This window comes from Streptomyces sp. NPDC006207 (genome assembly GCF_040613835.1).
Taxonomy (GTDB): Bacteria; Actinomycetota; Actinomycetes; order Streptomycetales; family Streptomycetaceae; genus Actinacidiphila.
The window spans coordinates 1-12,590 of sequence record NZ_JBEXSX010000001.1 but is presented as its reverse complement, the minus strand read 5'-3'; the positions used below and the strand labels follow the sequence as shown (position 1 = coordinate 12,590).

Genomic DNA, 12,590 nt, shown 5'->3' with positions numbered 1-12,590 from the left:
AGGGTTGTGACGACAGTGGCAGCACCGCAGCGCTTCCGTGAGTTCAAGATGCCGGACGTCGGCGAGGGACTCACCGAGGCCGAGATCCTCAAGTGGTACGTCAAGCCCGGCGACACCGTCACCGACGGCCAGGTGGTCTGCGAGGTGGAGACCGCCAAGGCCGCGGTCGAGCTTCCGATCCCGTTCGACGGGGTGGTGCACGAGCTGCGCTTCCCCGAGGGGGAGACCGTCGACGTCGGCACCGTGATCATCGCCGTCGACACCGGTGAGGGCGAGGGCGGCGAACCGGCCGCCGGGACCGCACCGGAGCCGGCCGCCGCGCCGGCCCCCGCCGCGGAGCCGGCGCAGAAGCGCCAGCCCGTGCTGGTCGGCTACGGCGTCGCCGCCTCGTCGACCAAGCGCCGGGCGCGCAAGCAGCCCGCCGTGCCGGCGCAGACCGGGGCGCAGCAGGCCGTCCAGGGCGAGCTCAACGGCCACGCCCCGGCGCCGGCCGCCGCAGCCCCGGCCCCGGCGGCCCACGCCGGGTTCGCCCCCGCCGAGGTCCGCCCGCTGGCCAAGCCGCCGGTGCGCAAGCTCGCCAAGGACCTGGGCGTGGACCTGGCCGCGGTCACCCCGACCGGGCCGCAGGGCACGATCACCCGCGAGGACGTCCAGAAGGCGGCGGCCCCCACCGCCGCGCCGGTCGCCCCCGCGCAGGTCACCGCCGCCCCGGTGGCGGTACCGGCTCCCGCCGCCCTGGCACCCGCCGCGGGCGCGCTGGAGACCCGCGTCCCGATCAAGGGCGTCCGGAAGGCGACGGCCGCGGCCATGGTCGCCAGTGCCTTCACCGCGCCGCACGTGACCGAGTTCGTCACCTTCGACATCACCCGGACCATGCGGCTCGTGCAGGAGCTCAAGACCGACCCGGCCTTCGCCGGGCTCAAGGTCAGCCCGCTCCTGCTGGTCGCCAAGGCCCTGCTGGTCGCGATCCGCCGCAACCCGGAGGTCAACGCCGCCTGGGACGAGGCCAACCAGGAGATCGTCCACAAGGGCTACGTCAACCTGGGCATCGCCGCCGCAACCCCGCGCGGGCTGATCGTCCCCAACATCAAGGACGCCCAGGGCAAGACCCTGCCCGAACTGGCGTCCGCCCTCGGTGACCTGGTCGCCACGGCCCGTGAGGGCAAGACCTCGCCGGCCGACATGCAGGGCGGCACGGTCACCATCACCAACGTCGGCGTCTTCGGCATCGACACCGGCACGCCCATCCTCAACCCCGGGGAGTCCGCGATCCTCGCCTTCGGCGCGGTCAAGGAGCTGCCCTGGGTCCACAAGGGCAAGGTCAAGCCCCGCCAGGTCACCACGCTCGCGCTCTCCTTCGACCACCGCCTGGTCGACGGCGAGCTCGGCTCCAAGGTCCTCGCCGACGTCGCGGCGGTCCTGGAGTACCCCAAGCGCCTGATCACCTGGGCCTGATCGGCCCCTGGCACGGCAACGGGAAGGGCCCGGACATTTGTGCGTCCGGGCCCTTCCCGCGCGTGTCGCCCCCACCCGGGCGCCGATCTGTGACGTCATACGGCCATGGCGGTATCCATCTCCGTGGTCCTGCTCCTGATCGTGATCACGCTCATCCTGCTGCGGGCGAAGTCGCTGAAGGTCTCCCACGCGATCCTCTGCGTCCTCCTCGGCTTCTGCCTCGCCGGCTCCAGCCTCGCCCCCACCATCCACTCCGGCCTCGTCGCCACCACGGACGTCGTGAACGACCTGCGGCCCTGAGCCCCCCGCACCGCCGGACCTCCCGGCGGACTCCGCCGTCCGGCGCGGGCGGCACGGGGAAGGGCCCGGGCGAGCGGCTGCCCGGGCCCCTTCCGCCGTCGAACCCCGCCCCCGCTACTGCGGGAACGCGGCGAGCAGCGGGATCACCCGGGCGGAGGCCGCGGTGATGCCCTTGGTGCCGCCGGGCAGCAGCACGCCCGACGGGTCGTAGCTGCCCCCGGAGGCCAGGAGGTCGGCGTCGCCGTCCCGGTCGAGGTCGCGCAGACGGACGAACCAGCCGAACCCGGAGTACTCCGTGGCATCGCCGGGGACGCCCGCGGTCTGCAGGCTGAACCACTGGGAGCCGGTGCCGGTCAGACCCTTCTTGCCGCCGCGCAGGACGTGCACGCCGCCCGCGTGCTTGGCGGTGCCGATCTTCTCCCCGGGCACACCGACCGCGAGGTCCGGGTAGCCGTCGCGGTTCGTGTCACCCGCGGAGAGCGTGGTGCCGAACGCGTCGCCGCCGGTGGCGCCGGTGGCGACACCGGCGGTGGCCTGGGTGAGGCGGTAGCCGGTCGTGGGGCCGCCCGAGCCGCCGCGCAGCACGAAGACGGCCCCGGCGCCCTTGTTGTACGGGTGGTCGCCGACCGCGAGGTCGCCGTAGCCGTTCTTGTCGAAGTCCGCGATCACGCCCGAGGGGCCGTAGTTCGGGGACGAGGTGTTGTACGTGGTGAACTTGCCCGCCTTGACGGTGGAACCGCCGCGCAGGAACCAGGCGACCGAGGTGGCCTTGTCATTGCGGTAGCCCTGGCCGAGGACGTACAGGTCGGTGGCGGCGTCCTTGGTGACCTTCCCGGCGACGAGCCCGGCAGGTTCGAGCATGTTGTCCGCGCCCGGGGCCGGGGTGTGGCGGGTGACCTTGCCCGTGGTGCCGGACTTGGCGAAGCCGCCCCGGTAGATGTACACGGACTCGACGTCCGTGACGGCCAGATCGATCTTGCCGTCGCCGTTGAAGTCGCCGGTCGCGAGTGCGTAGCCGAACTCGTATCCGGCGTGGGGGGACTTGAGCGGTATGCGGGTGGCGGTGGACGACAGCCCCGACTTGGAGCCCCAGACGACGGTGACCGCGCCCGCGGCGGCGCGGCTGCCCACCTTCTCGGAGCCGTCGCCGACCGCGAGGTCGGCGTACCCGTCGCGGTTGAAGTCGGCGGCCGCCAGGGCGTCGCCGAACATGTCGGCGTATCCTCCGCTGTCGCCCGCGGTGCCGGGGATGCCGGCGCTGCTCTGGGTGAAGGTCTTGACCTTGGTTCCTGGGCCGTTCGCGGTCCCGTACGTGACGGTGACCGAACCGCTGCCGCCGGTGGCGAAGTCGCGGTAGCCGTCGCCGTTGAAGTCGTCGGCGTACTTGGCGGGTGCGGCGGCTGCGGTCCCCGCCGAGACGGTGAGCAGCCCTCCGGTCAGTGCGACGGCTGCGGCCGTCGCGGCGACCAGGCGGAGGTTCTTGCGCGTGGGCATGCGAGCTCCTGCTGCGTGCGGGGCCTTTCGGCGGCCCGCGCCGGTCTGGATCGCCCGTCCGGACGGGGGAGCACGACGCGGCGGAACGCTGCGGTGCCCCTGGTCGTGCCGTGGCACGAGGGACGGTCGGTACAGGAGAGACGGTCCACGACGGGCAAAGGTTGTACCGGGCCCACGGCTGCGATCGCCCCTCGCGCGGGGTGGCACCCTTGCAGCATGAACGATTCCGCCTCCGCCTCCTCCCCCAAGCCCCGCCGTGCCCGTGTCCGTGCCCCCGAGCTGGTCGGGAAGGGCGGCTGGCTCAACACCGGCGGCAAGCAGCTGGATCTTTCCGACCTGCGGGGATCGATCGTGATCCTCGATTTCTGGACCTTCTGCTGCATCAACTGCCTGCACGTCCTAGACGAGCTGCGCGAGCTGGAGGAGAAGCACCGCGACACCGTGGTGATCGTCGGCGTCCACTCGCCGAAGTTCGTGCACGAGGCGGAGCACCGGTCGGTCGTGGACGCCGTGGAGCGCTACGGGGTGCACCACCCGGTGCTGGACGATCCGGAGCTGGCCACCTGGAAGCAGTACGCCGTGCGGGCATGGCCGACGCTGACCGTGATCGACCCGGAGGGCTACGTCGTGGCCCAGCACTCCGGGGAGGGGCACGCCCACGCGCTGGAGGCGCTGGTCACCGAGCTGGAGGCGGAGCACGCGGCGAAGGGGACGCTGCGCCGCGGCGACGGGCCGTACGTGCCGCCGGAGCCGGTGGCGACGGACCTGCGGTTCCCGGGGAAGGCGCTGCGGCTGCCGTCGGGGAACCTGCTGGTGTCGGACTCGACCCGGCACCAGCTGGTGGAGATGGAGCCGGACGGGGAGACCGTCGTGCGGCGGATCGGCGGGCCGGGGGACTTCAACGAGCCGCAGGGGCTGGCGCTGCTGCCGGACGGCACCGTGGTCGTCGCGGACACCGTGAACCACCGGCTGCGGACGTTCGACCCGGCGGGCGGGGCCCTGGAGACGGTGGCCGGCACCGGAAGGCAGTGGTGGCAGGGGTCGGCGACCTCGGGCCCGGCGCTGGGGACCGACCTGTCCTCGCCGTGGGACGTGGCGTGGTGGGACGGCAAGGTGTGGATCGCCATGGCGGGCGTCCACCAGCTGTGGACGTACGACCCGGCGGACGGGACGGTCGCCGTGGCGGCCGGGACGACGAACGAGGGGCTGGTCGACGGGCCGGCGGAGCAGGCGTGGTTCGCGCAGCCGTCGGGACTGGCGGCGGCCGGCGAGCGGCTGTGGGTCGCGGACTCCGAGACGAGCGCGCTGCGCTGGGTGGAGCGGGCCGGTGACGGCGCGGGGTACGGGGTGCGCACCGCCGTCGGCACGGGGCTGTTCGACTTCGGTCACCGTGACGGTGCCGCGGAGCAGGCGCTGCTGCAGCATCCGCTGGGGGTGACCGCGCTGCCGGACGGGTCGGTCGCGGTCAGCGACACGTACAACCACGCGCTGCGCCGCTTCGATCCGGCGACCGGTGAGGTCGGCACGCTCGCGACGGACCTGCGGGAGCCGTCGGGCGCGGTGGTGGACGGCGCGGAGATCGTGGTGGTGGAGTCCGCCCGTCACCGGCTGACGCGGCTGCGCCTGCCGGAGGAGGCGGCGCGGGTCGAGGGTGCGGCGCACCGTACGCAGCGGCCCGCGACGGACGTGGCGCCGGGGCCGCTGCGGCTGGACGTGGTGTTCTCCGCCCCGGCCGGCCAGAAGCTCGACGAGCGCTACGGCCCCTCGACGCGGCTGCTGGTCAGCGCGACACCGCCGGAGCTGCTGCTGGAGGGGGCCGGCAAGGGCACGGACCTCTTCCGGGACGTCGTCCTGAACGGGGACGTCGGCGAGGGGGTGCTGCACGTGTCGGCGATGGCCGCGTCGTGCGACGACGACCCCGACAACGAGTTCCCGGCCTGCCATGTGCACCAGCAGGACTGGGGTGTCCCCGTCCGGCTGACCGCCGAGGGGGACACCCGGCTCGCCCTGGTGCTCGCGGGGATGGACGCCTGACGCCCCCGCACGTCCGTCACACGTGCGGGTAGTTGCGGGCGCGCTCGTCCATCACCGGCATCGGCTCCACGACCCGGCGCTTCTTGAAGATGCTGACGTACGCGGCCAGACCGATGACGCCGACCGCCATCATGATCAGTCCGACCAGGTCAAGGTTGACCCCGGCCATGTGCCAGTCGGTCGCGAAGGTGAGGATGGCCCCCACCGCGATCAGACCGATGCAACCGCCGATGCCCATGATGTCCGCCTCCGAACTGGGTTGGCACTACGGACTCGTAGAACCCGTGTACCCCGGGGCGGGCATCTCATGACCGGTCCCCGCCGATGAAGTCCGCTCCCGGCGGGCGGACTTCACCGGCGGGGCCGCGGATCAGCCCTCCAGGAACGCCTTCAGGGCGCTGGCCAGCAGGTACGGGTCGTCGGCGCCGCACAGTTCGCGCGCGGAGTGCATCGAGAGGATCGGCACGCCGACGTCCACGGTCGTGATGCCGTGCCGGGCGGCGGTGATGGGGCCGATGGTGGTGCCGCAGGGCATGGCGTTGTTGGAGACGAAGGCCTGCCAGGGCACGCCGGCCCGCTCGCAGGCGGCGGCGAAGATGCCGCGGCCGGTGCCGTCGGTGGCGTAGCGCTGGCTGACGTTGACCTTGAGGATCGGGCCGCCGTTGGGCATCGGGCGGTGCGTCGGGTCGTGCTTCTCCGCGTAGTTGGGGTGGACGGCGTGGCCGGTGTCGGAGGAGGCGCATACGGTGCCGGCGAAGGCGCGGGCGCGGTCCTCGTAGCTGCCGCCGCGGGCGAAGACGGAGCGCTCCAGGACGTTGCCGAGCAGCGGGCCGACGGCGCCGGTGTCGGACTCGCTGCCGGTCTCCTCGTGGTCGAAGGCGGCCAGTACGGGGACGTACGGCAGGTCGGCCCCGGCGACGGCCGCCAGGGCGGCGGTGCCGGCGTGCACGGAGAGCAGGTTGTCGAGCCGGCCCGCGGCCAGGAACTCGCGGTCGCGGCCGAGGTAGGCGGGCGGCTGGACGTCGTGGGTCATCAGGTCCCAGCCGACGACGTCGGCGGCGGCCACGCCGCTCTCCTCCGCGAGGAACGCGATCAGGGCGCCCTCGTCGACCTCGCCGAGGCCCCAGACGGGCTGCATGTGGCGCTGCTTGTCGAGCTTGAGGCCGTCGGTGTTGACGGCGCGGTCGAGGTGGACGGCGAGCTGCGGCACCCGCAGCAGCGGCCGGTCGACGTGGACCAGCGTCGTCGTGCCGTCGCGCAGCACCAGCCGGCCGGACAGGCCCAGGTCGCGGTCGAGCCAGGTGTTGAGGAGGGCGCCGCCGTAGATCTCGACGGCGATCTGGCGCCACCCGAAGGAGCCCGAGTCGGGACGCGGCTTGACGCGCAGGTTGGTGGAGTCGGTGTGGGCGCCGACCACCCGGAAGGGGGTGGCGGGTCCGGCGCCCTCGGGCACGTACCAGGCGATGATCGCGCCACCCCGCAGCACGTACTTGCCGCCCGCCCCGGCGCCCCACGCCTCGGTCTCGGCCACCTGCTGGAATCCGGCCTTCTCCAGGCGCTCGGCGGCGCTCGCGACCGCGTGGTACTGAGACGGGCTGGCGGTGAGGAAGGCTGCGAGGTCGTCGGTGTGGCCGCGGCCGAAGTGGGGCTGAGGGTTCATGCTTCAAGCATAAGGACGCGCGACGGCCCGCTCCTCGTGGGAGGAGCGGGCCGTCGTTGCCGTATCGGTCCCGGCCGGAACCGGTCAGGGCCGGGTCAGAACGCCTCTTCCGGCAGGTCCATGACGTCGAGGGTGACGCCGTCGGCGACGGACCGCGCGACGGAGACCTGCGGCAGGACCTCGGCGGCGAAGTGCTTCGCGGCGGCGATCTTGCCGGTGTAGAAGGCGGTGTCCTTGGCGGAGGCGCCGGCGGCCAGCTTCCCGGCGGCGACGGCGGCGCCCTTGAGCAGCAGGTAGCCGACGACGACGTCGCCGGAGGCGAGCAGCAGGCGGGTGGTGTTCAGGCCCACCTTGTAGATGGACTTCACGTCCTGCTCGGTGGCGGCGAGGTCGGTGAGCATCTTGCCGACGATGGCCTCCAGGTCCACGGCGGCCTTGGCGAGCTGCTCGCGGGCGGCGGCCAGCTCGTCGCCACCGGTGGCCTCGGCGAGGAACTTCTTGATCTCCTCGGAGAGGGTGGTCAGCGCGGCGCCCTGGTTGCGGACGATCTTCCGGAAGAAGTAGTCCTGGCCCTGGATCGCCGTGGTGCCCTCGTAGAGGGTGTCGATCTTGGCGTCGCGGATGTACTGCTCGATCGGGTACTCCTGCAGGAAGCCGGAGCCGCCGAAGATCTGCAGGGACTGGGCGAGCTGCTCGTAGCCCTTCTCGGAGCCGTAGCCCTTGACGATCGGCAGGAGCAGGTCGTTGAGCGCCTCGAGGGCCTTGGCCTCCTCGCCGGCCGCCTCGGCGACGGCGATCGCGTCCTGGACGGAGGCGGTGTGGAGGACCAGCGCGCGCATGCCCTCGGCGTAGGCCTTCTGCGTCAGCAGGGAGCGGCGCACGTCGGGGTGGTGGGTGATGGTGACCTTGGGTGCGCTCTTGTCCATGAACTGCGCGAGGTCCGGGCCCTGCACGCGCTCCTTGGCGTACTCCAGCGCGTTGAGGTAGCCGGTGGAGAGGGTGGAGATCGCCTTCGTGCCGACCATCATGCGGGCGAACTCGATGATGCGGAACATCTGGCGGATGCCGTCGTGCTTGTCACCGATGAGCCAGCCCTTGGCGGGGTGCTTGTCGCCGAAGGTCATCTCGCAGGTGTTGGAGGCCTTCAGGCCCATCTTGTGCTCGACGTTCGTGGCGTAGACGCCGTTGCGCTCGCCCAGCTCGCCGGTCTCGAAGTCGAAGAGGTACTTCGGGACGAGGAAGAGGGACAGGCCCTTGGTGCCGGGGCCGGCGCCCTCGGGGCGGGCGAGGACGTAGTGGAGGATGTTCTCCTCCATGTCGTGCTCGCCGGAGGTGATGAAGCGCTTCACGCCCTCGATGTGCCAGGAGCCGTCCTCCTGCTCGACGGCCTTCGCGCGGCCGGCGCCCACGTCCGAGCCGGCGTCCGGCTCGGTGAGGACCATCGTGGAGCCCCAGGTCTTCTCGACCGCGATCCCGGCGATCTTCTTCTGGACCTCGTTGCCCTCCTCGAAGAGGATGCGGGCGAAGGCCGGGCCGGAGGAGTACATCCATATCGCCGGGTTGGAGCCGAGGATCAGCTCCGCGTACGACCAGATCAGGGACGGCGGGGCGGTGGTGCCGCCGATGCCCTCCGGCAGGCCCAGGCGCCAGTACTCGGAGTCCATGAAGGTCTTGTAGCTCTTCTTGAAGGAGTCCGGCACGGGGGCGGTGTTGGTCTCCGGGTCGAAGACCGGCGGGTGGCGGTCGGCGTCGGCGAAGGAGTCGGCGAGCTCGTTCTCCGCGAGGCGTGCGACCTCGGACAGGATGTCCTTGGCGGTCTCGACGTCCATCTCGGCGAACGGGCCGGTCCCGTACAGCTTGTCGCGTCCGAGGACCTCGAAGAGGTTGAACTCGATGTCGCGAAGGTTTGACTTGTAGTGGCCCATGGCGACGGCTCCGTCGGGGTCGGTCGGACGGCGGGAAGGGTTCGCAGTCCTCGCAGCTTTATCACTTACCAGGCGGTAATGATGCTACCCGCGGGTAATAAAAACAACCCCTATCCGGCCGGATGTGACGGAGGGCCTTCGACTTCTGGAGGAACGTCCGGCTCGTGGCGCCGGAGTTCGTCCAGGGCCCCGAAGGCGGCGGCCGCGATCGGCACCGCCAGCAGCATCCCGAGGATGCCCGCCAGGCTCGCCCCCGCGGTGATCGCCAGCAGCACCAGAGCGGGGTGCATGTGCACCGTACGGCTCTGCACCATCGGCTGCAGTACGTGCCCCTCCAGCACCTGCACCGCCAGCACCACACCCAGGGCCCACACGCCGATCACCCACCCGCGGTCGGCGAGGGCGACGAGCACCGCCACCGCGCCGGAGATGAACGCCCCCAGGTACGGGATGTAGGCGCCGATGAAGACCAGCGCGGCCAGGCCCGGCGCCCCCGGCACCCGCAGGATCAGCAGGCCGATGCCGATGAGCGTGGCGTCGATCAGCGCGATCACCGTCGTGCCCCGCATGAAGCCCTGGACCGCGGCGAAGGCGCGGTGGGCGATCCGCTCCAGCAGGGGACCGGTGCCGTGCGGGGCGGCCTCGCGCAGCAGTGCGGGGAACCGGGCGCCGTCGCGCAGGAAGAAGAAGGTCAGCAGCAGCGCCAGCACGGCGGTCGCGATGAGCTGTCCCACGATGCTGATGCCGGACACCACCCCGGAGGCGGCGCGGGCGCCGTACTTGGTGGCGAAGGACTTGAGGCTGTCGATGGTGTCGTTCAGCGAGGTCCCCGACGCGCCCAGGCGTGGCAGCAGTTTCCGGGCCGCGTCCTTGAGCGAGGCCACGATCTCGTCCCCGGTCTCCAGCAGGCTGTGGACGACCACGAACCCCGCGGCCGCGACGAAGACCACCAGGGCCACGCAGGTCAGCGCCGCCGCCGCCGACCGCTGCACCTTGACGGCCCGCAGCCGCCGGTACAGCGGGCCCAGCAGGGCGCTGCCCAGCAGGGCCAGCAGGACGGGGGTGACGACCGACGCGAAGGTGACGACCAGCCAGACGACGAGCGCGCCCACACCGGCCACCAGCAGCACGACGCCGCACCACGCGGCCGTCCGTCGCGCGGAGGCCGGCAGAAGGGGCGCGTCCACCCGGCCAGCCGATCACGGCCCCGGCCGTGTCCGCATGCCGGAAAGGGCGAACGGGTGGACCTTCCCGGTCGGATACGATATTGACGGTCCGTAGAGGAAATCCTCACCCACAGTAGCGACTTGGGAGCAGCCGGCAATGGCTCGACACCTCATCACCAGCGCCCTTCCGTACATCAACGGGATCAAGCACCTGGGCAACATGGTGGGGTCCATGCTCCCGGCCGACGTCTACTCCCGGTACCTGCGCCAGCGCGGCCACGAAGTGCTGTACATCTGCGCCACCGACGAGCACGGCACTCCGGCCGAGCTCGCCGCGCAGGAGGCCGGCCTGCCGGTCGACGCGTTCTGCGCGCAGCAGCACGACGCGCAGAAGGCGGTCTACGACGGCTTCGCGCTCTCCTTCGACTACTTCGGCCGCAGTTCCTCGCAGCAGAACCGCGAGATCACCCAGGCCATCGCGCGGGAGCTGAAGGAGAACGGCTTCATCGAGGAGCGCGCCATCCGCCAGGTCTACTCCCTGGACGACGAGCGCTTCCTGCCCGACCGCTACATCGTCGGCACCTGCCCGCACTGCGGCTACGACAAGGCGCGCGGCGACCAGTGCGAGAACTGCACCCGTGTGCTGGACCCGACCGACCTGATCGAGCCGCGCTCCGCGATCAGCGGCAGCAGCCGGCTGGAGGTCCGCGAGACCAAGCACCTCTTCCTGCTGCAGTCCAAGCTCTCCCACGAGGTCGAGGCCTGGGTCGACGAGCACGGCAAGGACTGGCCGACGCTCGCCTCCTCCATCGCCCGCAAGTGGCTGACCGAGGGCCTGCAGGACCGCGCCATCACCCGCGACCTCGACTGGGGCGTGCCGGTGCCGGCCGACACCTGGCCGGACCTGGCGGCCGAGGGCAAGGTCTTCTACGTCTGGTTCGACGCGCCGATCGAGTACATCGGCGCCACCAAGGAGTGGTCGGACGCCGCGGGCGACGGCGAGACCCGCGACTGGCGCTCCTGGTGGTACGACGTCGACACCGACGTGCGCTACACCGAGTTCATGGCCAAGGACAACGTCCCCTTCCACACGGTGATGTTCCCGGCGACCCTGCTGGGCACCCGTGACAAGTGGAAGAAGGTCGACTACGTCAAGGCCTTCAACTGGCTGACCTACTACGGCGGCAAGTTCTCCACCTCGCAGCGGCGCGGCATCTTCACCGACGCCGCCCTGGAGATCCTGCCCGCCGACTACTGGCGCTACTTCCTGATCGCGAACGCGCCGGAGTCCGACGACACCTCCTTCACCTGGGAGCACTTCGCGGCCTCGGTCAACAAGGACCTCGCCGACACCCTCGGCAACTTCGTCAACCGCGTGCTGTCCTTCTCCCGCAAGCGCTTCGGCGACGAGGTGCCCGCGGGCAGGGAGGCCGGGGAGGCCGAGGAGCGCCTGGGCGCGCAGATCGCCGAGCTCCTCGCCGAGTACGAGCGGCACATGGAGGACCTGCAGTTCCGCAAGGCCGCGCAGGCGCTGCGCGCCCTGTGGAGCGCCGGAAACTCCTACCTGGAGGAGAAGGCCCCCTGGCTGGAGATCAAGACGGACGCCGACGGCGCCGCCCTGACCCTGCGCACCGCCATGAACCTGATCCACCTCTACGCGGTCGTCTCCGAGCCCTTCATCCCGGCCACGGCCGCCGCCATGCGCGGGGCCTTCGCCCTGACGGACGACACCGCGGCCTGGGTCACCCCCGAGGAGGCCCGCGCGCTGGCCGCCGTCCCGGCCGGGACGCCCTTCACCGTCCCGCCGGTGCTCTTCGCGAAGATCACCGAGGAGGGCCTGGACGCCTACCGCGAGCGCTTCGGCGGGGAGCCGGAGGCGGTCTGATGCCGACCACGGTCAGGGACAGGTCCCCGCTGGTGCTGATCCTGGCGGTGGGCCTGACCCTGGTGCTGGTGGTGGCCGGGGTGATCCTCGCAGTCTCGCTGACCGGCTCGGACGACCGCCGCTCCGGTGCCGCCCCGGACCGGGACGGGGCGTGCCGCGGCAGCAACGTCACGCTGGCGGAGGCCGCCGGGCGCTTCGGCCTGCGACTGCCCGACGACCCGCAGGACGTGCACTACCTCGCGCAGGGCGGCGGGCTGTCCGGCGAGCACGACCTCGAACTGAGCTTCCGCACCACCGCCGCAGGCCTGGAGCGGTTCCTGTCCGCCTCCGGCTTCGGCGCGCTCGGCCCAGACGTGCAGGCCCTGCGGGTCGGCGAGCCCCCCGCCGACCCCTGCCGCCGCGCCGCCGGTGGCCTCACGCACGCCCGCTACGCCGGCGACCACGTGCCCGCCGGCGCGGACCACGGCGCCTACAGCCGCGGTGTCGCCGTCGACGACAGCGACCCTGCCCACCCGGTGGTCGCCCTCGTCGCCCTGGACGGCTGAGCGTCCGGCCGGGCGTCGCCACCGGGCAGGAGGCTCAAGGGCCTGTACCGAACCGCGTACGCCGAAGGGCCCGGCCTACACCTACGACCGCCCCGCCACGGGCTCGCTCGCCGCGAGCTTCCTCAC

10 protein-coding genes are annotated in these 12,590 nt (G+C 72.0%); 5 read left to right on the top strand and 5 right to left on the bottom strand.

The features are described from left to right. Window positions 1-48 precede the first annotated feature (48 nt). Window positions 49-1,455, top strand: coding sequence for a dihydrolipoamide acetyltransferase family protein (locus tag ABZ312_RS00050; RefSeq protein ID WP_500331499.1), 1,407 nt, complete (start codon window positions 49-51; stop codon window positions 1,453-1,455). Window positions 1,456-1,560: 105 nt separating this feature from the next. Beyond that, the gene (locus ABZ312_RS00045; protein ID WP_500331472.1) at window positions 1,561-1,755 is read left to right on the top strand and encodes a hypothetical protein; all 195 of its coding nucleotides are present in this window, start codon (window positions 1,561-1,563) and stop codon (window positions 1,753-1,755) included. Window positions 1,756-1,869: 114 nt separating this feature from the next. On the opposite strand, the gene ABZ312_RS00040 is transcribed toward ABZ312_RS00045, so the two are convergent. Continuing rightward, a complete protein-coding gene (locus ABZ312_RS00040; protein ID WP_500331470.1) occupies window positions 1,870-3,249 on the bottom strand; it encodes an FG-GAP and VCBS repeat-containing protein in 1,380 nt (459 codons plus the stop codon). A 216-nt stretch (window positions 3,250-3,465) separates the two neighbouring features. Here ABZ312_RS00040 and ABZ312_RS00035 point away from each other — a divergent pair, with 216 nt between their 5' ends. Then, window positions 3,466-5,283 (top strand): NHL domain-containing thioredoxin family protein, encoded by a 1,818-nt coding sequence (locus ABZ312_RS00035; RefSeq protein WP_500331468.1) that lies wholly within the window; start codon window positions 3,466-3,468, stop codon window positions 5,281-5,283. Window positions 5,284-5,299: 16 nt separating this feature from the next. On the opposite strand, the gene ABZ312_RS00030 is transcribed toward ABZ312_RS00035, so the two are convergent. The 4 genes from ABZ312_RS00030 to ABZ312_RS00015 form a co-directional block, all read right to left on the bottom strand. Continuing rightward, on the bottom strand, window positions 5,300-5,521 hold the full coding sequence (locus tag ABZ312_RS00030; protein WP_499512825.1) for a hypothetical protein: 222 nt from the start codon (window positions 5,519-5,521) through the stop codon (window positions 5,300-5,302). 132 nt (window positions 5,522-5,653) lie between these two features. Next, on the bottom strand, window positions 5,654-6,943 hold the full coding sequence (locus ABZ312_RS00025) for a M18 family aminopeptidase (protein ID WP_500331466.1): 1,290 nt from the start codon (window positions 6,941-6,943) through the stop codon (window positions 5,654-5,656). 95 nt (window positions 6,944-7,038) lie between these two features. Further along, window positions 7,039-8,868 (bottom strand): acyl-CoA dehydrogenase, encoded by a 1,830-nt coding sequence (locus ABZ312_RS00020; protein WP_500331464.1) that lies wholly within the window; start codon window positions 8,866-8,868, stop codon window positions 7,039-7,041. A 110-nt stretch (window positions 8,869-8,978) separates the two neighbouring features. After that, a complete protein-coding gene (locus tag ABZ312_RS00015) occupies window positions 8,979-10,055 on the bottom strand; it encodes an AI-2E family transporter (RefSeq protein WP_500331462.1) in 1,077 nt (358 codons plus the stop codon). A 136-nt stretch (window positions 10,056-10,191) separates the two neighbouring features. On the opposite strand from ABZ312_RS00015, the gene metG reads away from it, so the two are divergent. Together metG and ABZ312_RS00005 are read left to right on the top strand one after the other, a co-directional pair. Then, window positions 10,192-11,919 (top strand): methionine--tRNA ligase, encoded by a 1,728-nt coding sequence (gene metG, locus ABZ312_RS00010; RefSeq protein ID WP_500331461.1) that lies wholly within the window; start codon window positions 10,192-10,194, stop codon window positions 11,917-11,919. After that, complete coding sequence (locus ABZ312_RS00005) at window positions 11,919-12,464, top strand: hypothetical protein (RefSeq protein WP_500331459.1); 546 nt, start codon at window positions 11,919-11,921, stop codon at window positions 12,462-12,464. Before metG ends, ABZ312_RS00005 begins: the two co-directional genes overlap by 1 nt. Window positions 12,465-12,590 lie beyond the last annotated feature (126 nt).

What these genes read in the sequence shown, in the direction of transcription:
- ABZ312_RS00040 (WP_500331470.1), bottom strand. Translation starts at nt 3,249, where the DNA reads ATGCCCACGCGCAAGAACCTCCGCCTGGTCGCCGCGACGGCCGCAGCC.
- metG (WP_500331461.1), top strand. Translation starts at nt 10,192, where the DNA reads ATGGCTCGACACCTCATCACCAGCGCCCTTCCGTACATCAACGGGATC.
- ABZ312_RS00045 (WP_500331472.1), top strand. Translation starts at nt 1,561, where the DNA reads ATGGCGGTATCCATCTCCGTGGTCCTGCTCCTGATCGTGATCACGCTC.
- ABZ312_RS00025 (WP_500331466.1), bottom strand. Translation starts at nt 6,943, where the DNA reads ATGAACCCTCAGCCCCACTTCGGCCGCGGCCACACCGACGACCTCGCA.
- ABZ312_RS00030 (WP_499512825.1), bottom strand. Translation starts at nt 5,521, where the DNA reads ATGGGCATCGGCGGTTGCATCGGTCTGATCGCGGTGGGGGCCATCCTC.
- ABZ312_RS00035 (WP_500331468.1), top strand. Translation starts at nt 3,466, where the DNA reads ATGAACGATTCCGCCTCCGCCTCCTCCCCCAAGCCCCGCCGTGCCCGT.
- ABZ312_RS00050 (WP_500331499.1), top strand. Translation starts at nt 49, where the DNA reads ATGCCGGACGTCGGCGAGGGACTCACCGAGGCCGAGATCCTCAAGTGG.
- ABZ312_RS00005 (WP_500331459.1), top strand. Translation starts at nt 11,919, where the DNA reads ATGCCGACCACGGTCAGGGACAGGTCCCCGCTGGTGCTGATCCTGGCG.
- ABZ312_RS00020 (WP_500331464.1), bottom strand. Translation starts at nt 8,868, where the DNA reads ATGGGCCACTACAAGTCAAACCTTCGCGACATCGAGTTCAACCTCTTC.